Here is a 19,769-nt window from a genome sequence, read left to right as displayed (position 1 = left end):
ACCGGAACGGGAGACTGTCCGATGAGCGCGGCGCCGGTCGCCCTCGTCACGGGAGGCACGGGGGCCATTGGCCGCGCGATCGCAGTCGCGCTGCGCGACGCGGGTTACCGCGTCGTGGTGGCTGCGCTCGACGGAACCGGTGCGGGCCTGCCGGAGGGTGTCGAGGGGCGCGATCTCGACGTGACCGACGACGGGAGCGTTGCGGCGGTGCTCAAGGGGCTCGGCCCGCTGTCGGTCCTGGTCAACGCGGCCGGGATCACCGCCCGCGAGGGGCGCGAGTTCGAGCCCGACGTGTTCTGCCGCATCGTCGACGTCAACCTGAACGGCGCCATGCGCATGAGCATGGCGGCCAGGCCGCAGCTCCAGGAGGCGGAGGCGTCGAGTGTCGTCAACGTCTGTTCGATGCTGAGCTTCTTCGGCAGCCCCACCGTTCCGGCCTACGCGGCGAGCAAGGGCGGGCTGCTGCTCCTGACGAAATCGCTGGCCGGGGCGTGGGCGGAGGAAGGCATCCGCGTCAACGCCGTCGCGCCGGGCTATATCGAAACCGAGCTGACCGAGGCGCTGCATACCCACGACGGGCACCGTGCCCGCATCGAGGCGCGCACGCCGATGCGCCGCTGGGGACGGCCGGAGGACGTGACGGGCGCCGTGGTCTTCCTGTGCTCGTCGCAGGCAGCGTTCGTTACGGGTGCCGTGATTGCCGCGGACGGCGGCTACTCGGCCATCTGACATCAGTCTTTATCGGAGCCATCGGATATGAGCATGTCTTCTTCTGTCCATCCCCTGGCGCCGCCGGAACTGGTTGTCACGGGCGAACCGGAGGACGAGCGCGTCTGGGTGCCGCAAGAGGAGAACGTCTGGTTCCGGCCGCTGCTTCTCAACACGGTGCAGGGCCAGTGGTGCAATCTCCTGCGGGTCCGCAAGTCCGGTGTCCTCAGTCGCCACATCCATCCGGCCCCCGTCCACGGCTACGTGGTCAGGGGCAGCTGGCGTTACTTGGAGCACGACTGGATCGCCAACGCCGGCGACTACGTGTTCGAGCCGCCCGGCGAGACTCACACCCTCGTCGTCGAGGGTGAGGAAGAGATGATCACCTTCTTCAACATCTCCGGCGCGATGCTCTATGTCGACGAGGCCGGCGCGATCGTTGGCCACGACGACGTGTTCACCAAGCTCGACATGTGCCGGGCCCACTATGAACGCTGCGGCCTGGGCGCCGAATACGTCGAGCAGTTCGTGCGATAGCCCGATAGGCCTGCCCGAACTCGACCCGGATCCGCCCGTTTCCGCTCCACTAAAGGCCGAGATAGGCGGCGCGGACCTGGTCGTTGGAGAGAAGCTCCCGACCGGATGATGACAACGATGAAGGCCAGCCGCGTGAACTCCGGCGCCAGAAACGGATGGGTGTCGAACATCGGTGGTGATCAGCCGCAGGAAGACGAACAGGAGCGCCATCAGGGCCGCCAGCCGGTCGGCCGCTTGCTTCAGGCCGCAACAGAACGGCCGGCCGGCGTGCCGCTCAGCCGGCAATGAACGCCAGGATATCCGCGTTCAAGACATCGGCGTTCACCGTCAGCATCCCGTGCGAGAACCCGGGATAGGTTTTCAGCGTGCCGTTCGGCAGCAGCTTGACCGCCTTCAGCGCGGAGGCGTCGATCGGCACGACCTGATCGTCCTCGCCGTGCAGCACCAGCGTCGGCACGGTGATTGCCTTGAGGTCCTCGGTCTGGTCGGTCTCGGAGAAGGCCTTGATGCCGTGATAGTGCGCCTTAGCGCTGCCCATCATGCCCTGCCGCCACCAGTTCTGGATAACGCCTTCGTGGACATCCGCGCCCTCGCGGTTGAACCCGTAGAAGGGACCCGACGGGACGTCGCGGAAAAACTGCGCACGGTTGCCGGCAAGCGCCGTGCGAAAGCCGTCGAACACCTCCATCGGCGTGCCCTCAGGATTGTCGGCGGTCTTCAGCATCAGCGGCGGAATGGCGGCCACGAGGACGGCCTTCGCCACCCTGCCGGCAGGTTCGCCGTGCCGCGCAACGTAGCGCGCGACTTCGCCACCGCCGGTGGAATGGCCGATGTGAACCGCGTTGCGCAGATCCAGCGCCTCGGCGACGGCGAAGGCGTCGGCCGCGTAGTGATCGATGTCGTGGCCTTCATCGACCTGCTCGGAGCGTCCGTGCCCGCGTCGGTCGTGGGCGATGACGCGGTAGCCCTTCGAAAGGAAGAATAGCATCTGCGCGTCCCAGTCGTCGGAGCTGAGCGGCCAGCCGTGATGGAAGACGATGGGCTGGGCGTCCCGGGGGCCCCAGTCCTTGTAGAAGATCTGCACGTCGTCATCTGTCGTGACAAAGCCCATGGTGTGTTCTCCTTCAGGAACAGGGTGGGCGATTGGCCCCGCAGCATGCGGGGTGCTCGATGGAAAGGCCAAGCTGGCGGCGATCGCAGAGGCCGAGATCAGCGCATCGCGGCGGCTGAGCAGGAGGCCTGTGGCAGAGATGCGAGACATTGAGGAGCTCCGTGAGCGGTTCCAAAAGGCTGCGCGACAGACACACGACAGGCACTCGGTGGCCGCCTTGTCTGTGGACTTAGGTGCCAGCTCGCTGCGGGATCCGGTAGTGCCGCGCGGGTGCCATCTGTGTCGCGAAGTGCGGAACGCCCTACAGGGGGGGCAGAGCCGCCGGGGCAGAGTTTGACGGGGCGCCGACAGTCAATCCGGCTCTGCTACCCGTCCCGTGCGGGAGCTGTGCCGAGAGGCTCCGGCACTGGCTGAGTGTGCATCCACGCCCGGCCGGACATGAGATCGCCCTGCACCTGCTCAGACAGACGCAGGGTATCGCGCCGGCGGACGTCTTCCGCCGTCTCCTCGACATCGACCTCGGCGAACCCCAACGCCCGCAGGCCTGCGGCTCCCATCAGGTAGGCGGACTCGACCGTTTCGCGGATCTCATAGTCGACACCTGCCCGGATCAGGTCGACGGCGTGGCCCCGATCATAGCTTCGCACCAGGAGCCTCGCCTGCGGGAATTCGTGCTGCGCCAGTTCCACGATCCGGGTCGCAGCCTTCTGGTCGTCGATGCAGATCATGATCGCATCGGCTTCCCCCGCGCCGGACTGGCGCAAGACGTCCAGCCGGACGCCGTCGCCGTAAAAAACCTTGAATCCCCACCGGCCTGCGTCGCGGATCCGGTTCGGATCGTTGTCGATGACGGACAGGTCGATGCCCCTGGAAAGCAGGAGCTGGGCGGCAATCTGGCCGAAGCGTCCGAAACCGATGAGAAGAATGCGTCCCTTCAGGTCGCGGGCGGCCTCGACGCCGTCCATTGACTCTTCGGCGCGCAGGATCCGGTCTGTGACGATCATGAGCACCGGTGTCAGGGTCATGGACAGGATCACGACGGTGGCGAACAGAGCGTTTTCGCGCGCGTCGATCACGCCTCCCGACATTGCCGCCGTGTACAGCACGAAGGCGAATTCACCGCCCTGCAGAAACATCGAGGTCCGGTGCAGCGCTTGATGATTGGAACTGTGGAACAGGCGTGCGACCGCATAGACCACGGTGCCCTTCGCAACGATGAAAGCCGCGAGCATGGACAGCAGAAGCCGCCATTCGGCCGCCACCGTGGACAGGTCGAGCGACATGCCCACGGCCAGGAAGAAGAGCCCCATGAGCAAGCCGCGAAACGGCTCGATATCGCTCTCGATCTGATGCCTGTAGCTCGAACTCGACAGCATCACGCCGGCAAGGAAGGCACCCATCGCCATCGAAAGTCCGACAGCATCCATGAGCAGTGCGGCACCGAGAACGACGAGGAGGGCGCCGGCGGTCAACACTTCCCGGGTTCGCGCCTGTGCGAGCAGTGCGAAGAAGGGATTCAAGCCCCAGCGCGCCACGCCGAGCAGCGCTGCCAGCGCAGCAGCAGCCACCAGGATTTCCGTCCACCCGGCCTGTTCGTGAGCGAGGGGCGACAGAAGCACGACCACAGCCAGAAGCGGCACGATCATCAGATCCTCGAAGAGGAGAATCGCGACCGACTTCTGGCCTTCAACGCTTGCGACCTCACCCCGGTCCTGGAGCACCGACATGATGACGGCCGTTGAGGAAAGCACGAAGCCGGCTCCTGCCACGAACGCGACCTCGCGCGGAAAGCCGAAAACCAGGGCACCTGCCAGGGCGAGGGCGGCGGTGGCGGCGGCCACCTGGACTAGGCCCAGTCCGAAGATCTGGCCGCGCATCGACCAGAGTTTCTGGGGACGTAGCTCCAGCCCGATCACGAACAGGAACATCACCACGCCAAGTTCGGCGAAATGCAGAATGGACTGGGCATCGCCGAACAGTCCGAGCACCGATGGGCCCACGAGGATACCGGCCGCGAAATAGCCCAGGACCGAACCCAGGCCGAGCCTGCGAAACAACGGGACGGCGACAATCGCCGCCCCCATGAGAACCACTGCAGGGCCTATCGTGTGCCCCAAGCCACCGTCGGCCATGGTGTTGTCTTCCTATTCGAAGTGGTTCGGCGAGCCTGTGCCGGTCGGCGTCATGGGGCGAAATATTCGCTCAGCGCCGCCCCCATCATCGCCGCGCCGAACACTATGAAGATGACGCCCGTCAGCGCCCGTCCACGCCTTGCGTTCTTTCGGTTGCGCAACAGCCGGCCGACATGACGCGCTCCGAGCGCATAGCCGCCGAGCACCAGGAATTTCACCGCGACGAAGGTCAGGACGAGTAGCGCAAGGACAGAGGCGTCACTGTCCGCGGGGATGAACTGGGGAAACAGGGCGGCAAAGAAGAGAACGGCTTTCGGGTTGCTGATGCCCACTGCGAACGAGTGCAGCCAAAGCCCCAATCCACTCCGCCCATGGTGTTTAGAGGCGGCGTGCCCCTTCGCTTCGGGCGGGATGGTTCGCAGATGGTCCCACCCGAGCCAGATGACGTAGGCGGCCCCTGCGAGGCGCAGGACGAGGAAGGTCGCCGGACGTGCGGCAAGCAGAGCGCTGAGCCCTGCCGCCGAAAGTGTTGCCAGCAGCGCAATCGCGACGAGATCGCCGCTCAACGCGCTGAGCGCACGGCGGCGCCCGACCGCCACGGCGTTGTTGACGAGAAACAGGGTGGAAGGACCCGGTGTCGCCGCCTGGGCCGCGCTGACGAGGACGAAGGTCAGGTAGGCTGAATGGTCCATGGGGGAACGCCCGTGAAGGAATGACGCGGCTCGACCGGCGACCGGAGCCCCCATCGGTCTGACCGCGTCACTCCGCCTGGATCAGCCCGCCGCGCCGGGTGCCGGCGTGTTGAGAAGCTGCTGCTCCCAGAGGTACGCGACGCCGCTGCCGGCAGCGTGCTGCAGCAGGATGTCCGTCAATTCGCCGGCGTGCTCGGTGCGGGCCCAGTCGCGCTGCCATTCGGAGGCCACGGCCAGCCAGGTCATCATGTTGGCGCCGGCGCCGATCATGCGCTGTATCGCGACCTCGTGGGCCTCGATGGACGTGCCGCCGGAGGCATCGGTCACGACCGTCACGTCCCAGCCCTCTCCAAGCGCCTGGATCGCCGGCATGGCGACGCAGATCTCGGTCCAGAGGCCGGCGAATATCAGCTGCGTGCGGCCGGTGGCCTTGACCGCATCGACGACCTTCTCGTCTTCCCAGGTATTGATGAACGTCCGGTCGATCACCTCCTGGTCCGGAAACACGTCGGTGATCTGCGGAAAGATGCGTCCTCCCCGCTCGGCGACCACGCTGCTCAAGATGGTCGGAACACCGAAGACTTTGGCGACCTTCGCCAGAGCGGTCGCGTTGTTGACCGCTAGATGAGGGTCGTGGCTATTCAGGTTGGCGAGCTGGTATGGTTGGTGATCGATCAGGACGAGGACGGAATCCTCGGGACGAAGAAGCGAAGCGAGGCCGTTGCGAGAGGTCATTTCTGCACACTTCCTGCCACTTCGGGTGGCGCTGGGATTTCGGTGAAGAGGGTGTTGGCGTCGTTGCCTCGTCGCTTTCTGCCGTTCCGCTGACCAGCGCGATAGTGCCGGCGCCCAGCACGCGCTGTCGCCAAATGAGGAACGCCGATTTGGATATCGAGGATCTTGAGACGTTCGTTGTCGTTGCCGATGCCGGCGGTGTTTCGGCGGCCGCGCGCCGCCTCGGGATCTCCAAGTCGATCGTCAGCCGCCGACTCTTCCGGCTCGAGGCCGAACTGGGCGTCCAGCTCCTGGCCCGGACCACGAGGGGGGCGGCTCTCACGGAGGCGGGCGTCACGTTTCGCGAGCATGCAGCGCGGGTTGGCGCAGAAATCGACACGGCGAAGGAAACCATCCACCCGGCGGGAAACCTCCGCGGCCGTCTGCGCGTCGCCATGCCGCTGTCCATCGGGCCGACGCACTTCGCGCCGGTGCTCGCGTCCATGGCACACCGCCACCCCGAGCTCCAGATCCACAGCTCCTACAGCGATCGCTTCGTCGATCTGATCGCCGAAGGCTTCGATTGCGGGATCCGCGTCGGCCTCATGCCGGATTCCAATCTGATCGCCAGACGTGTCGGACCGAGCTGTGGACAGCTCGTCGCTAGCCCCGACTACATCAAAGCCCATGGCCAGCCGGAGACGCCGGACGAGGTCGTCGCGCACGAAGCCCTCATGCAGGGCACCGAAACCTGGCAGTTCATGGACGGTAACAGCGTGGTCAGGGTCCAGCCCCAGGGCCGCTTCAAGGCCGACAACGGCATCGCGCTGACGGCGGCCGCGGTTGCCGGGCTCGGCATCGGCTGGCTTCCCGACTGCCTCACCTACGACCATCTGATGTCCGGTGCCCTCGTTCCGATCATGACGCGCTACCCGCCGCCAGCGGCAGGCGTCTACGTCGTCCGCCCGCCGGGCCAATATCCTTCGCGGAAGGTTCGGGTCCTGACCGAGATGATGATCCAGCATTTCGAGCGGAACCCGGAGGTCTGGGGCGCGAGCCGCTGAATTCGCACCGCACCTGCGGCCGAATGGGAACGGTGAGGTGCGATCGGTCGGACCGGGACTGCGAACGCGCGGGGAGCGCGTTCCCCGCCACGCGACACGGCTGATCGCCGAGCGCGGCTAGTGGCATGCGTGCCGAGGCGCCAGTTTGAAACCGCTGCCCGGCATCGCACTGCGCGCCGGCGACGGCGGGGCCAGACCAAAGCCGAGGAAAAGCGACCGATCATGAGTTGGAATCCAGCAATCGAACCGGGCTGCCCTGACGCGGTGGGCGTCGACGCGATTGAAACCCTGATCGTTCCCCGGACCCGGGATCTTGGCGATTTCGAGGTCCGGCGGGCCCTGCCGGCACCGAAGCGACAGATGGTGGGGCCGTTCATCTTTTTCGACCAGGCAGGGCCGGCCGAGATGCTGACCGGGCGAGGCGTCGATGTCCGGCCTCATCCGCATATCGGCCTCGGCACCGTCACCTACCTCTATCGTGGCGACTTCCATCACCGCGACAGCACCGGAGCCGATCAGGTCATCACCCCCGGCGCGCTGAACTGGATGGTGGCCGGACGCGGCGTCACCCACTCGGAACGCACGTCGGCGGCCGCGCGAAGCGGGCCCAACAGCCTGTTCGGCATCCAGACCTGGCTCGCCCTGCCGGACAGCCACGAGGACACGGCGCCGTCGTTCGAGCATTACGGCAAGGAGACGCTGCCGGTGATCGAGGATCACGGCGTTTCGGTCCGGCTCATCCTCGGCAACGCCTACGGAAAGGTCGCTCCGGCGGCGATGTACTCCGAGACATTCTATGCCGACGTTCAGCTGGAGCCGGGGCGCCGCCTGCCCATGCCGGACGATCACGAAGACCGGGGCCTCTACATTGTCGAAGGCTCGATTTCGGTGGCCGGTCAGGACTTCGGCGCAGGCCGGATGATGGTGTTTCGTCCCGGCGACAAGATCACCATCGGCGCGGGCGACCGGGGCGCCCGGCTGATGATCCTCGGCGGCGCAACCTTTCCGGGGCCTCGTTACATCTGGTGGAACTTCGTCGCCTCGTCGCAGGAACGCATCGAGGCCGCGAAGGCAGAATGGCGGGCGCAGAACTGGGGGACGGGCCGTTTCGATCTCCCGGTCGATGACCGCGACGAGCATATCCCGCTGCCGGACTGATCGGGGGAGGGCCCCGAAGGCGCCCCCGTCCCCCGAGACGAGACAAGACGAAACCGACATGCGCCGGGTGCAGGCCGGCCGAAGGATGCCAAATGAGCAACAACTGGCCTCACCTTGACTATCTCGGCTGGCGGGACACGTGCTCCGCGCTGCATCTCTATCTGCAGATTGCCGGCAAGTATCGGCTGGCTCACACGCCGTGGCTCAACCATTCCTGGCACGCGACCTTCTATGTGACGCCGCGCGGGCTGATCTCTTCTCCGATCCCCGATGGTCCGGGTATCGAGATCCTGTTCGACGTCCATGATCACAGGGTCATTGGGACGAGCGGCGATGGCCGGCAGGCCGCCTTCGACCTCGGGGCGACGACGGTCGCGCAGTTTCACGCCGATTTCGTGCGCCTGGTTTCCGATCTCGGCGGCACGCCGACCTTCGACCGACGGCCGAACGAAGTCGCGGATCCCATCCCGTTCGACGAGGATCACCGCGACCGCCCCTATGACGGAGACGCGGTTCGGCGGTTCCATCAGGCGCTGATGGCGGTCGACCGCGTTTTCAAGACATTCCGGACCTCGTTTCTGGGCAAGTCGAGCCCGGCCCACCTGTTCTGGGGCAGCTTCGACATGGCGATTACCCGCTTTTCCGGGCGGCGCGCCCCGCTCCATCCCGCCGGCGTTCCGGCGTTGCCGGACGAGGTGGCGCAGGAGGCCTACGACCACGAAGTCTCCTCGGCCGGCTTCTGGCCGGGCGGCGGCGGCATCGACTATCCCGCCTTCTACGCCTACGCCTATCCGGCTCCGAACGGCTACCGCGCCGCCCCGGTCCGGCCCGATGCCGCGTTCTGGCACGAGGGACTGTCGGAGTTCGTCCTGCCCTACGAAGCCGTGCAGTCGGCTCCTGATCCGGATGCCGCGCTCCTGGCGTTTCTCTTCTCCACCTACGAGGCCGCCGCGGATCTGGGCGGGTGGGACCGTGACCTTCTGGAGTGTGCACCCGGGCAGCCGGGAAGTGTCCGCCCGCCAGCGGCCCGGCAGGCGTCGCTTTCACCGGCGGCGGCCGAAGGAACCGTCGAGCGTGAGGATGGCCCCGCGAAGGGACGCTACCGGATGCTGGTCGACGGACACGAGGCCGAGATGACCTACAGCCGGGTCGGCAAAGGCCTTCTGATCATCGACCACACCGACGTTCCGACGGCCTTGCGTGGCCGAAAGGTCGGCGAACAGATGGTCCGTCGGGCGGTCGAGGATGCCCGGAGCGAGGGGATCGGCATCATTCCGCTCTGTCCGTTCGCGAAGGCCCAGATCGACCGCCACCCCGAGTGGCAGGATGTGCTGCGTCGGAAATAGGTCTGCTGCAACGGTGCAAGATCATTTACAGGCAGCGTGTCAGCGACCGGCGACAAGATCTTCTTCTGGGACGATCCGCCAGAGCGCGGGCATCCGGGCGATGCCCACAACTGTCGCTGCTTTGCAGAGCCGATGCTCGTCGACGAGCCGGAGTGGCGTCCGACGATCGACGGCAGCTACGGCCGGGCGATCGACCGAGCGATCCTCGAAGGCGCGTTCGACGCGGCGGTGGATTTCGTTTCCGATTTCGTCTCGTCTGTGGACGATCTCTGGCGTTGCTGAACGCACTTGCCGAGCTCGCGGAGGTCGCCGGTGAGGCTGCGGAGCTTGCCGCTCTCGTCGTCAGGGACGCACTCGTCGGCCTCGATGAACGCGACATTGCCCGCCGCGACGCGCTGATCGGGGAGCGTCGTCGCCTTGAACTGGCGGTTCCTTTCGAATCGACTTCGGCGCAGATCGACGAAATCACCCGGGCCCGTGCCTATGCCGACGAACTCGGCATTGAGATGGAGGTGACCTTCGTTCGATGACAGATCGAAATCGATTCAATTCACCGCCGCCTGAACAGCGGAAAGAAGCCAGCGTCACTGCCTTCAAGAAATTTTATCGGATCCACTCCTGGGCGGTCTATCGAGCCTGTCTGCTCGACCCCGATGGAATAGATGCCGACCATGCGCCGGACCTGGACGACGCGGAACTCGGTGCTGCTGCACGCGAGGCGCTTCTGGCAAGCCGCTTCATCGGTCCAGACCACCCTGACTGGGATCGTGTCGACGCGTTTTCGAAGAGCTTGCCGGACCGCGAGCTTCTCGATCGGTTCATGACCCGCGCCGGAGTGAAGACCCACGGAGCGCTCTATAGCGGGGTCGGTGAAGTCGGCCTCACGCTGAAGAACGGCGTCATAAGGCTGAGGCCGATGAAGTATGAGGGGCGAGGCGGGTTCACCAGTCTCCGACGTGTAGAGCCCACCGATCTTCCCGAATCGGTGTCAGACGAGGAACTGGGAGCTGAAATTCGCCGGCTGGTCGAGATCAGCCGCAAGCCGTGGAAACGGTGAACCCCGCCCCGCAATAAAGCAGAGATGCCATGCTTCCGCCGGGTGCCGTCTATCGACCGGATTATGTCGGGGTAGCCGAAGAAGCCGCCCTTCTGGCGCAGCTCGATCGCGCGGACTGGATCGACGAGCTGAAGCGGCGCGTCCAGCACTACGGCTATCGCTACGACTATCGTGAGCGGCGGGTGGCAGAGGGCAGTTTTTTGGGTGCGTTGCCGGACTGGCTTCTGCCGATTGCGCGCCTGCTGGTGGCTGATGGCTTTTTCGCCGCGATGCCAGATCAGGTGATCGTCAACGAGTATCTGCCTGGGCAGGGGATCGCGCCCCATGTGGACTGCGAACCGTGTTTTGGCGACACGATCGCCTCCCTCAGTCTCGGGTCGGCCAGCCTGATGGAGTTTCGAAAGGCGGAGCAGTCCGAGCGGCTCGACCATCTGCTCGAACCGCGAAGCCTGCTTATCCTCTCCGGCGAGGCGCCATATGGCTGGAAACACGGTATTGCAGCCCGAAAAACGGACGTCGTGGACGGCGTGAAGCGTCCTCTGGCGCGGCGCATGTCGCTGACGTTTCGGACCGTCGTCATCCAGGGCGGACGTTGACACGCAGTCTTCACGTCCGCGCGCCGGGTTTGCTGGTAGTCAGGGAAAATTGGTAGCGGAGGAGGGACTTGAACCCCCGACACGCGGATTATGATTCCGCTGCTCTAACCAACTGAGCTACTCCGCCCCAGGGCCCGCTCGGGGCGCGACGCCGTCCGCCGATCGCGGTCGCAAACGACCGGGTGGGGCGGCGTGGAGCCGGCGACGCCCGACTGAATCGGGTGCCGCGCGAGGCGCTAATAAGGCGATCCGGACCCGGATTGTCAAGGCGCCGGACCGGGGGATTGTGGAGGGCCCGGAGCGACCGGCGATCCGGCCGCCACAACGGCCTTTCCGCCCGCCCCGCGGAGCCGGGCCTGCCCGGCCGTGCCCTGCACGGCGGCTCGGGCCCGGCCTGTCTCGCGGGCGCCCTCATGGGGCCGGTGCGGGCGCGCGACCGCATCGGATGGTGCTGCGTGCCCGGGCACGGTCTGCCCGCGGTCTCGTCGCCCGGGCGGGTCCGTTCCTCAGCGCTTGCGGAAGGTGAGGAGGTCGAACAGACCGGACGGGCGCGTGTCCTCGCGGGACACCAGTTCGAGCGCCTCGCAGCCCAGCACGCCGTCGATCGTCATCGAGGGGTTCCAGCCCAGCCGCGTGGCGAAGGGCGACAGGATCCTGTCGCTGAGCGTCCAGGGAAAGCGTTCCGCGCGGAAGTGGCTGCAGATCACCACGTGGCCGCCGGGCCGCACGACGCGCGCCAGTTCGTCCATCACCTTCGCGGCGTCCGGCACTGCCGTGATGGTGAACATGCAGACCGTGCCGTCGAAGGCGCCATCGGCGAAGGCGAGGTTCGTCAGGTCCATCTCGTGGACGCCGGTGACGTTCGCGAGCCGCTCCTTGGCGATCTTCTCGTTCGCCCGCACCAGCATGTCGTGGGACAGGTCCACGCCAGTGATGGTCACGTTGGGGGCGTAGTCGGGGAGCGCCAGGCCGGTGCCGACGCCGGCCTCCAGGAAATGGCCGCCGATGGAGTTCACTTTGGCGACGGCATCCTTGCGGCCGAGTGCGGTGGGGGCGGCGAGAAGCGTGTAGACCGGGGCCCAGCGCGCATAGGCGGAGCGGACCATGTCGCCGTCGATGGCGATGTCCCGGCTGGTCCCCGCTCCGGCGGCGACGGGGGTGGCGCTGCGGGCGTAGGCGGGGCTGCGGTCGGGATCGGTCATCGCGGTCGGGTCCTGAAGTGGAACGGCTTGTTGGGTAACAGGGTGGGCGCGACGAGGTTCCCCGCCGTCACGAGACGAAGGCCAGGGTGTCGCCGGCGGCCATCCGGCTGCCCGCCGTGGGGGCGCGGTCGATGACCCCGCCGCCCAGCACCCGGCAGGCGCCTTCCGGCTCGGCGTAGAACACGCAGGCCTGGCCCGGTGCGACGCCGGTCTCCGGTGACAGGAGCTCCACCACGATGCGGCCGTCCTCTTCCATCAGCTGGGCGGGGACCGGCGGCCGGGTGGAGCGGACCCGGGCATAGACCTCGACATTGTCCTCCACCGCGCGCTCCAGCGACTGGTCGCCCAGCCAGTTCACGTCGCGCAGCACGACCCGGCGCGCTTCCAGCGCGCTCTTCGGGCCGACGATGACGCGGTGGCCTTCCGCGTCCAGGCCGACGACGTAGAGCGGCTCGCCCACGGCAAGCCCGAGCCCGCGGCGCTGGCCGACCGTGTAGCGGATGATGCCCTCGTGGCGGCCCAGAACTCGGCCGTCGATGTGCACGATGTCGCCGGGTTCCACTGCGCCCGGGCGCAGCCGTTCGATCACGTCGGCATAGCGACCCGACGGCACGAAGCAGATGTCCTGGCTGTCGGCCTTGTCGGCCACCGGCAGGCCGAGCTCGCCGGCCAGCCGCCGGGTTTCCGGCTTGGTCATCCGGCCGAGCGGAAAGCGCAGATAGTCGAGCTGGTCCTGGGTGGTGGCGTAGAGGAAATAGCTCTGGTCGCGCTCGGCATCGCTCGGGCGATAGAGCGCCCGGTGAGCGCCGTTGGCGCGGCTGTCGACATAGTGGCCGGTGGCGAGCGCCGCCGCGTCCAGCGTCTTCGCCGTGTCCAGAAGGTCGGAAAACTTGACCGTCTGGTTGCACGAGATGCACGGCACCGGCGTCTCGCCGTGCAGGTAGGAATCGGCAAAGCGCTCGATGACGCTCTCGCGGAACCGGTCCTCGTAGTTGAGGACGTAGTGGGGAATGCCGAGCATCTCGGCCACGCGCCGCGCGTCCTGGATGTCCTGGCCGGCGCAGCAGGCGCCCTTCCGATGCGTGGCCGCGCCGTGGTCATAGAGCTGCAGCGTCACGCCGACCACATCGTACCCCTCGCGCGCCAGCAGCGCGGCCACGACGGACGAATCGACACCGCCCGACATCGCGACCACGATTCGCGTATCTTCGGGGCGTCCGGGCAAGTCCAGGCTGTTCGTCATCGTCACGAACCCGTCTTTGTCGTGCCCTGCCTCCACCCCTGTCGCCGCCGGATGCGGCTGCGGCCGCCGGCCGATGCCGGGGGGCCGGGGAGGGGAGGCGGGCTCCGGTTCATCTGATCGTGCCAGGCGGCGCCCGTTCGGGCCGACCTGGCGAAACCGCAATCATCCAGTGCGCTTGCCGCGGCCCGGAGACCGGATCCGGCTCCCGCTGCGACGGCGAAATGCAAAGCGTTCAACCGCACTTAAGCATCAAATCGGGCAGCACAAAGCCCCCGGGAAGAATTGCCGCCGCCGGCCAGGGTTCCGTCATACCGGATCGGGGCGCGTCCTGAAAGCGGGGCCGCGCATGCGCCCCGGATCGCCGGATCGCGCCTCCGCCATTCCTCGCCGCTCGACCCCCGCCTGCATGGTCGTCGGCAAGTATTAGTTATCGTTACCGTTTCCTTAGCAACGGCTTAGCTGATTTTTAAAGAGCTGCAGGTCATATCGACGCTCAGTTGGGTCAGGTTTGTGTGTGAGTACGAGAGTCGAATGACCGAACATGTTTCACCGCGTTACCGGTATGTCATCGGACCGGACGGGACGCCTTTGACGTTGGCTGATCTGCCGCCGCCGAACACCAAGCGCTGGGTGATCCGCCGGAAGGCGGAAGTCGTCGCCGCCGTGCGCGGCGGGCTCTTGTCGCTTGAAGAGGCGTGCGAGCGCTATACGCTGACGGTGGAGGAATTCCTGTCCTGGAATTCGCTGATCGACCGTCACGGGCTCGCCGGCCTCCGCGCGACAAAGGTGCAGGACTACCGGGTCTGATGAACCGGCGCGATCCTATCCGGCCATCGACAGGACCGTGGCGTTCGTCGCGGTTCTCAGGGCCTTGGGATCGACTGCGAAAACGGCCTGCGGCGTGCCCGCCGCAGCCCAGACCTCGTCATAAGCGAGGAGCGCTGCGTCCATGAACACGGGCAGTTGCGCGGCGTGGCCGATCGGCGGGATCCCGCCGATGGCGTACCCGGTCGTCTCCCGCACGTAGCGGGCGTCTGGCCGTTCCAGCTTTTCCCCGATCTCGCGGCCCACGGCCTTCTCGTTCACCCGGTTCTCGCCGGAGACGAGCAGCAGGTAGGCCCGTCCGCTTTCCTTGCCGCGAAACACCAGCGACTTGACGATCTGGCCGACGCCGGTGCCGCAGGAAGCCGCAGCTTCCTCCGCCGTTCGCGTCGAGGCCGGCATCTCGCGCACCGTGATGGCGAGGCCGGCCGCCTCAGCGGCGTCGGCCACGCGCCGGGCACTGTCCGGCAGCACTGTCTCGCTCATCGCTCGGCCGTCTCCGTTTCCGCCGGTTCCGTCTTGTCGACCGGCGCCGGCTCGCCGCTGGCCGGCGCGCCCTGGATGGCGCCCTTGCGATAGAGGAAACGCCGGTCGATCTCGTGGACCTCTTCCGTCGGCGAGGTCAGGCCGCGTTCGATCATTTCGCAGTCCCATCGGCGCGCGCCGCCGGAAATGCGGAAGAGGTTGAAGGCCGAGCCGTGGCGGTGCGCCGCGTTCGAGGCGGCCGGAACGCCGATCACCGGTACGTCGCCGATCCAGTTGATGGACCGCTTGTGGGTGTGGCCGTGCAGGACGAGCTCCGCGCCGGCCTCCCGGATGGCGGCGCGGAAGCGCGAGCCGCCCACCAGGCGCTTGTGCCAGGGCGTGGCGTTGCGGATCGGCGGATGGTGGATCAGCACCACCCGGAAAGCCCCTTCATGGCCGAGCGCCTGCAGGCAGTCCTTGAGCAGTTGCGCCTGGACCGGACCGAAGCTGCCGGTGGCCATGAACGGCCCGGTGGCCACCGCGCTCGAGGTGCCGACGATGCCGAGCGGGCCGCGCCGGCGCACGTAGGGAAAGGTGTCACCGGCGGTGGAGAGCGGCCGCTCGTCGTCGGTCATGTAGTCGGCCCAGGCCTTCCAGGCCCGTTTGAGGGCGCCGGGCACATAGGCGTCGTGATTGCCGGGAATCACCGACACGTCGTCGTGGTTGCCGAGGGTGGCGAGCCACTGGCGGGCCGGCGGCAATTCCGCCTTCAGCGCCAGGTTGACCAGGTCGCCGGTCACCGCGATGTGGTCCGGCTCGTGCGACAGCAGGTCGTCCATCAGCCGCAGCAGCGGTGCCTCCAGATGCGCCTTCACCCGGTTGCGCTTCCAGTTCACGTAACCAATCATGCGCTTGGAGGCGAGCTCGCGCATCTTCGGCTGGGGCAGGGGGCCGAGGTGCGGATCCGACAGGTGGCCGAGCGTGTAGGTCTTCGAGGAGCTGTCGGTCATTCCGCTGGCTTCTTCTCCCAGAGCACGGTGTTCGTCTCCCCGGTAGGAACCTGATCGATGACGAGAAGTTTCACCGGGCTGTCTCCGGTGACCCCGGTGTGCCATTCCCCGATCACCTCGACGATGAAATCGCCGGTCGCATAGTCGGTCCGGCCGCCGTCGCGAACCTCGACCGTGAGGTTGCCGTCGAGCACGTAGGCATAGCGGGCGAAGGGATGCTTGTGGAGCGGAAGCCTCTGGTGCGCCGCGATCTCGTAGGTGCTGACGATCACCTCCGGGTGGGCGGGAACCTCGATCGGGTTCCCGGACGCCGTCTCGCTGGTGCGCAGAATCGGTTTTACCGTCGTGCCAGCGGACTCCGCCAACGCCGGGACGCCGGACAGGACGATCAGCGCGAGCGCCAGGGGCAGGGCTTTCATGGGGATCTCCCGATGGATGTCATCGTCGGCGGAACACGCGCTTCAGGGCCTGCTCGCGACGGCCCCGACGCTAGCGGGCTTCGCCCGGCAAGTCGATCAGGCGCGGCGCACCCGACAGCGCCCGTGCGCGTGGAACCGCGTGTCGGTAGGGTTGTCGCATGATCGATTCGATTGACACTCCGAACCTGCGCCAGCGCCTGCATTCCTTCGCCGGCAAGCGGCTTCTGCGCGTGCGTCATCGGGTCAGGCTCGGCGTGTCGCTGGGGGTGAAGGGCATGGTTCTCACGCCCGGCAACGAGGTCTTTCTCGTGCGCCACTCCTACCTGCCGGGCTTCCATCTGCCGGGTGGTGGCGTCGACCCCGGCGAGACGGTGCACGAGGCGATGGCGCGGGAATTGCGCGAGGAGGGCAACCTGGAACTCGGGTCACCGGCCAGCCTCTTCGGCGTCTATTTCAACGAGGCTCTCGACCGACGCGATCACGTGGTCCTGTTCGTGGCCCGGGACGCCACCCAGCCGGCGCCGCCGCAGGTTCCCAATGGCGAGATCCTGGAGTGCGGCTTCTTTGCCATCGACGACCTGCCGAAGACGACAACGGCGGCGACCCGCCGGCGGCTGGACGAGGTGCTTGGCGGGGCCGTCCGCTCCGACATCTGGTAGCGGCGTCAGTCCAGGCGGATCCGCCCGTCGGTCTTCGGCGTGAACGCGGCCGCACGGCCGAGATGGGCGGCAACCACGTTCACCACCAGAACGCCGTCCTTTGCGTCGATGATGGTGTCGGCATTGCGCAGGGCGGAGTAGCCGTCTCCGCCCCGGGCGAGAAAGTCGTTGGTTGCGAGCCGGTACCGCCTGCCGGGATCGAGCGGCTCGCCGGCTATCGTGACCGCGGCGATCCGCGATCCGGCCGGCCGGGAGCGATCGGCCTCGACGATCATGCCCGAGACCTGCGGAAACCGTCCGGCGCCGGTGTCGGAAAGCGAGAAGCCGTTCTCCAGCGCGCGCACGATATCGGTTCCGGTGATCTCGACGAGCACGGTCCGGTTGGCGAACGGCAGTTCGGTCAGGAGGTTGCGCAGCGTCATCGGCGTGCCTGCCGGGTAGACCCGGTCGCCCCGGATGCTGCCGCCATTGGTGATGGCGATGTCGGCGCCGGTCGCCTCGCGCATGGCATCGGCGATGAGGTTGCCGAATGCCGCCTCCTGCATCCGTACACTGGCGCGGCGGGTGTCGAGCTCGGCGGCGATGGTGCAGATCGGATCGTCGAGGCCCTCGTCCAGCGACGCCTGGTAGGCGGACACGGAGGCGGAGAGGTTTGGGTCGGGTGCGACGGTTGCCGTCTCCACGATCCGGAAGGCGGGGTGCCAGTCGACATCGCGTCGGCCGTTGCTCTCCTCAACGGAGAAATCCACGTCCATCACCACGAGAAGCTCGCCCTGTTCGCGGGATTCCAGAAGGGCCGAGCGGCCGTCATAGGTCACGGTCAGCACGTGGTCGTCGCCCGACAAGACCACGTCGAATGCACCGGATCGGGCCAGCAGCAGGTCGCGTGAGATGTTGTCGTGCACGACGGCGACGATGAAGTCTGCCCCCTCGTTGCGCAGCAGGCGCGCCTGGTCGAACGCCGTCTGGATGCTGGGTGCGAAGCGTAGGTCGCCGGGGGAGGAGACGACCGGCGTCCGGTCGCCGGCGATGCCGAGAAAACCCACTTTCAGTCCGGCAATCTCGCGAATGATCCGGTCGTTGAAGCCCGCCAGCTTTTCGTTCTGCGCGTCGCGCAGGTTGGCCGCGAGCTTGGTGGTCTCGAGCGCTGCCATGCGCTCCAGGAAGATGTCGCGGCCGAAATCGAACTCGTGGTTGCCCGGCACGAAGATGTCGATGCCCACCTGGTTCAGGAGGTCGACCATGTGAGCGCCCCGGTCCATGCTGGACAGGATGGACGGGGACAGCGCGTCGCCGGCGTGCACCACGACGACGTCGCCGCCGCGGGCGCGCTCCTCGCGCACGACGGTGGCGATCCGATCGAGGCCGCCCTTGCCGGTGTCGCTGGTCATCTGGTCCACGTCGTTGACGACGACCAGCGTGAAGGCGCCGCTTTCGGCACCGGCGGGAAGCGGGGCAAGCGCCAGGATGCCGGCGGCCACCAGGCCGGCCAGCCCTGCAAGCGTGCGCGATAACGGACCTGCCATCCCATTCCCCGTGAAGCCGTCCGCCGCAGCGGACCGAACGGCCTCACAGTGCCACCGTCGGCGGCAGGAAGCGAGACGCAAGCGCGCTTGCGCCAGTGGGCGCGAAGGATCGTCGCGGTGGCCGACGGTGGACGCGGGCCGTCGATGCATTAGAAACTTTCTGGAACTGGCCCGCCCGGACCGGTCATCAGCACCTTGAGGCCCCATGAACGACCTGTCCCAACTCCGCCGCCCCGCGGTTGCCACCGTTCTCCCGAAAGATCATCCGCCCGTGCGCTTCGGGCGGGTCGGCGTGCTGATCGTCAATCTCGGCACGCCGGAGGGCACCGACTACTGGTCCATGCGCCGCTATCTGAAGGAGTTTCTCTCCGACCGGCGTGTCATCGAGGTTCCGCGGGCGATCTGGTGGCCGATCCTGAATCTGATCATCCTGTCGACGCGCCCCCAGAAGTCGGGCGAGGCCTACGAGACGATCTGGAACAAGGAGCGCGACGAGTCGCCGCTCAAGACCATCACCCGGTCCCAGTCGGACACCCTGTCAGGCCTGATGGAGGGCAAGGATCCGCGCCTCGTCGTCGACTGGGCCATGCGCTACGGCAAGCCGTCCATCGTGGAGCGCATGCAGGCGCTTAAGGAGCAGGGCTGCGAGAAGATCCTCGTGGTGCCGCTCTATCCCCAGTATGCCGCCTCCACGACCGCGACCGTCAACGACAAGGCCTTCGAGGCGCTGGCCGGGATGCGCTGGCAGCCGGCCCTGCGCACCGCCGCGCCCTGGCACGATGATCCGGTCTATATCGAGGCGCTCGCAGCCTCGCTGACGCGCCACCTGGAGGGCCTCGACTTCGAGCCGGAGGTGATCCTCACCTCCTATCACGGGCTGCCGGAATCCTATCTCCGCAAGGGTGACCCCTACCATTGCCACTGCCACAAGACGACGCGGCTGCTGCGCGAGCGGTTGGGGTGGCCGGAGGAGCGGCTGAGGGTCACCTTCCAGTCGCGCTTCGGCAAGGAGCCTTGGCTCCAGCCATATACCGACGTGACGGTGAAGGAGCTTGCGCAGAGTGGGGTCAAACGGCTCGCCATCATGACGCCCGGCTTCGTGTCCGACTGTCTGGAGACGCTGGAGGAGATCGCCATCCAGAACGGCGAGTTCTTCCACGAGGCCGGCGGCGAGCAGTTCGCCGCCATTCCGTGCCTCAACGACAGCCCGGAAGGCATGCGGGTGCTGCAGACCGTCATCGAGCGCGAACTGCAGGGCTGGCTCTGAAGCAATCCCAGGAAAAGTGGGAACCGGTTTTCCGTCCGGGA

At 66.9% G+C, this 19,769-nt stretch carries 23 protein-coding genes and 1 tRNA gene; 13 read left to right on the top strand and 11 right to left on the bottom strand.

Translation table 11 applies throughout. From position 1 onward, the window contains the following. Positions 1-21 precede the first annotated feature (21 nt). From C507_RS0110905 to C507_RS0110895, 3 genes are all read left to right on the top strand, one after another. Positions 22-729, top strand: a complete 708-nt coding sequence (locus C507_RS0110905; protein WP_018699731.1) for an SDR family NAD(P)-dependent oxidoreductase — start codon at positions 22-24, stop codon at positions 727-729. A 27-nt stretch (positions 730-756) separates the two neighbouring features. Then, a complete protein-coding gene (locus C507_RS0110900; protein WP_018699730.1) occupies positions 757-1,245 on the top strand; it encodes a 2,4'-dihydroxyacetophenone dioxygenase family protein in 489 nt (162 codons plus the stop codon). 105 nt (positions 1,246-1,350) lie between these two features. Further along, entirely contained in the window at positions 1,351-1,533 is a 183-nt protein-coding gene (locus tag C507_RS0110895) for a hypothetical protein (protein ID WP_018699729.1), read from the top strand. On the opposite strand, the gene C507_RS0110890 is transcribed toward C507_RS0110895, so the two are convergent. From C507_RS0110890 to C507_RS0110870, 4 genes are all read right to left on the bottom strand, one after another. Continuing rightward, positions 1,520-2,356 (bottom strand): alpha/beta fold hydrolase, encoded by an 837-nt coding sequence (locus C507_RS0110890; protein ID WP_018699728.1) that lies wholly within the window; start codon positions 2,354-2,356, stop codon positions 1,520-1,522. The two genes, C507_RS0110895 and C507_RS0110890, sit on opposite strands and share 14 nt — an antisense overlap. A 365-nt stretch (positions 2,357-2,721) precedes the next feature. Further along, complete coding sequence (locus C507_RS0110880; RefSeq protein ID WP_026319011.1) at positions 2,722-4,488, bottom strand: monovalent cation:proton antiporter-2 (CPA2) family protein; 1,767 nt, start codon at positions 4,486-4,488, stop codon at positions 2,722-2,724. A gap of 50 nt (positions 4,489-4,538) precedes the next feature. Beyond that, a complete protein-coding gene (locus tag C507_RS0110875; protein WP_018699725.1) occupies positions 4,539-5,180 on the bottom strand; it encodes a LysE family translocator in 642 nt (213 codons plus the stop codon). A gap of 81 nt (positions 5,181-5,261) precedes the next feature. After that, positions 5,262-5,915 (bottom strand): hydrolase, encoded by a 654-nt coding sequence (locus C507_RS0110870; protein WP_018699724.1) that lies wholly within the window; start codon positions 5,913-5,915, stop codon positions 5,262-5,264. A 149-nt stretch (positions 5,916-6,064) separates the two neighbouring features. Between C507_RS0110870 and C507_RS0110865 the strand changes: the two genes are divergently transcribed. The 7 genes from C507_RS0110865 (at position 6,065) to C507_RS0110835 (ending at position 11,115) form a co-directional block, all read left to right on the top strand. Next, entirely contained in the window at positions 6,065-6,958 is an 894-nt protein-coding gene (locus tag C507_RS0110865; protein WP_018699723.1) for a LysR family transcriptional regulator, read from the top strand. Positions 6,959-7,180: 222 nt separating this feature from the next. After that, entirely contained in the window at positions 7,181-8,116 is a 936-nt protein-coding gene (locus C507_RS0110860; RefSeq protein WP_026319010.1) for a pirin family protein, read from the top strand. Positions 8,117-8,208: 92 nt separating this feature from the next. Continuing rightward, the gene (locus C507_RS0110855; RefSeq protein WP_018699721.1) at positions 8,209-9,462 is read left to right on the top strand and encodes a DUF5996 family protein; all 1,254 of its coding nucleotides are present in this window, start codon (positions 8,209-8,211) and stop codon (positions 9,460-9,462) included. 36 nt (positions 9,463-9,498) lie between these two features. Then, entirely contained in the window at positions 9,499-9,744 is a 246-nt protein-coding gene (locus tag C507_RS0110850) for a hypothetical protein (protein ID WP_018699720.1), read from the top strand. Then, complete coding sequence (locus tag C507_RS0110845) at positions 9,738-9,992, top strand: hypothetical protein (protein ID WP_018699719.1); 255 nt, start codon at positions 9,738-9,740, stop codon at positions 9,990-9,992. The genes C507_RS0110850 and C507_RS0110845 overlap by 7 nt, the downstream gene beginning before the upstream one ends. Beyond that, a complete protein-coding gene (locus C507_RS0110840) occupies positions 9,989-10,519 on the top strand; it encodes a contact-dependent growth inhibition system immunity protein (protein WP_018699718.1) in 531 nt (176 codons plus the stop codon). The genes C507_RS0110845 and C507_RS0110840 overlap by 4 nt, the downstream gene beginning before the upstream one ends. A 29-nt stretch (positions 10,520-10,548) precedes the next feature. Next, complete coding sequence (locus tag C507_RS0110835; RefSeq protein ID WP_018699717.1) at positions 10,549-11,115, top strand: alpha-ketoglutarate-dependent dioxygenase AlkB; 567 nt, start codon at positions 10,549-10,551, stop codon at positions 11,113-11,115. 50 nt (positions 11,116-11,165) lie between these two features. Here the strand turns inward: C507_RS0110835 and C507_RS0110830 are convergent. The 3 genes from C507_RS0110830 to mnmA form a co-directional block, all read right to left on the bottom strand. Beyond that, positions 11,166-11,242 (bottom strand) — tRNA-Met (locus C507_RS0110830). A 379-nt stretch (positions 11,243-11,621) separates the two neighbouring features. Beyond that, complete coding sequence (locus C507_RS0110825; RefSeq protein ID WP_018699716.1) at positions 11,622-12,317, bottom strand: class I SAM-dependent methyltransferase; 696 nt, start codon at positions 12,315-12,317, stop codon at positions 11,622-11,624. A 67-nt stretch (positions 12,318-12,384) separates the two neighbouring features. Then, positions 12,385-13,560: a tRNA 2-thiouridine(34) synthase MnmA gene (gene mnmA, locus C507_RS0110815; RefSeq protein WP_018699715.1), complete on the bottom strand. Its 1,176-nt coding sequence runs from the start codon at positions 13,558-13,560 to the stop codon at positions 12,385-12,387. Positions 13,561-14,091: 531 nt separating this feature from the next. Here mnmA and sciP point away from each other — a divergent pair. Then, positions 14,092-14,367 carry a CtrA inhibitor SciP gene (gene sciP / locus C507_RS0110810; RefSeq protein WP_026319009.1) on the top strand — a complete coding sequence of 92 codons (276 nt, stop codon included), beginning with the start codon at positions 14,092-14,094 and terminating at the stop codon, positions 14,365-14,367. 15 nt (positions 14,368-14,382) lie between these two features. On the opposite strand, the gene C507_RS0110805 is transcribed toward sciP, so the two are convergent. From C507_RS0110805 to C507_RS0110795, 3 genes are read right to left on the bottom strand one after another with little or no spacing between them, the layout of a single operon-like run. Beyond that, entirely contained in the window at positions 14,383-14,868 is a 486-nt protein-coding gene (locus C507_RS0110805; protein ID WP_018699713.1) for a YbaK/EbsC family protein, read from the bottom strand. Next, positions 14,865-15,857 carry a metallophosphoesterase family protein gene (locus C507_RS0110800; protein WP_018699712.1) on the bottom strand — a complete coding sequence of 331 codons (993 nt, stop codon included), beginning with the start codon at positions 15,855-15,857 and terminating at the stop codon, positions 14,865-14,867. Before C507_RS0110800 ends, C507_RS0110805 begins: the two co-directional genes overlap by 4 nt. After that, positions 15,854-16,276 carry a cupin domain-containing protein gene (locus tag C507_RS0110795; RefSeq protein ID WP_018699711.1) on the bottom strand — a complete coding sequence of 141 codons (423 nt, stop codon included), beginning with the start codon at positions 16,274-16,276 and terminating at the stop codon, positions 15,854-15,856. The genes C507_RS0110800 and C507_RS0110795 overlap by 4 nt, the downstream gene beginning before the upstream one ends. Before the next feature lie 158 nt (positions 16,277-16,434). Between C507_RS0110795 and C507_RS0110790 the strand changes: the two genes are divergently transcribed. Continuing rightward, positions 16,435-16,935 carry an NUDIX domain-containing protein gene (locus C507_RS0110790; RefSeq protein WP_018699710.1) on the top strand — a complete coding sequence of 167 codons (501 nt, stop codon included), beginning with the start codon at positions 16,435-16,437 and terminating at the stop codon, positions 16,933-16,935. A gap of 5 nt (positions 16,936-16,940) precedes the next feature. On the opposite strand, the gene C507_RS0110785 is transcribed toward C507_RS0110790, so the two are convergent. Continuing rightward, on the bottom strand, positions 16,941-18,461 hold the full coding sequence (locus tag C507_RS0110785) for a bifunctional metallophosphatase/5'-nucleotidase (RefSeq protein WP_018699709.1): 1,521 nt from the start codon (positions 18,459-18,461) through the stop codon (positions 16,941-16,943). 205 nt (positions 18,462-18,666) lie between these two features. Here C507_RS0110785 and hemH point away from each other — a divergent pair, with 205 nt between their 5' ends. Continuing rightward, the gene (gene hemH / locus C507_RS0110780; RefSeq protein ID WP_018699708.1) at positions 18,667-19,728 is read left to right on the top strand and encodes a ferrochelatase; all 1,062 of its coding nucleotides are present in this window, start codon (positions 18,667-18,669) and stop codon (positions 19,726-19,728) included. The last annotated feature ends 41 nt before the right edge of the window (positions 19,729-19,769 follow it).

It is taken from the genome of Amorphus coralli DSM 19760, from assembly GCF_000374525.1.
GTDB classification, from domain to species: Bacteria; Pseudomonadota; Alphaproteobacteria; order Rhizobiales; family Amorphaceae; genus Amorphus; species Amorphus coralli.
Note: the sequence above shows the minus strand (reverse complement) of the source record. Positions and strands in the feature narration are given on the sequence as shown.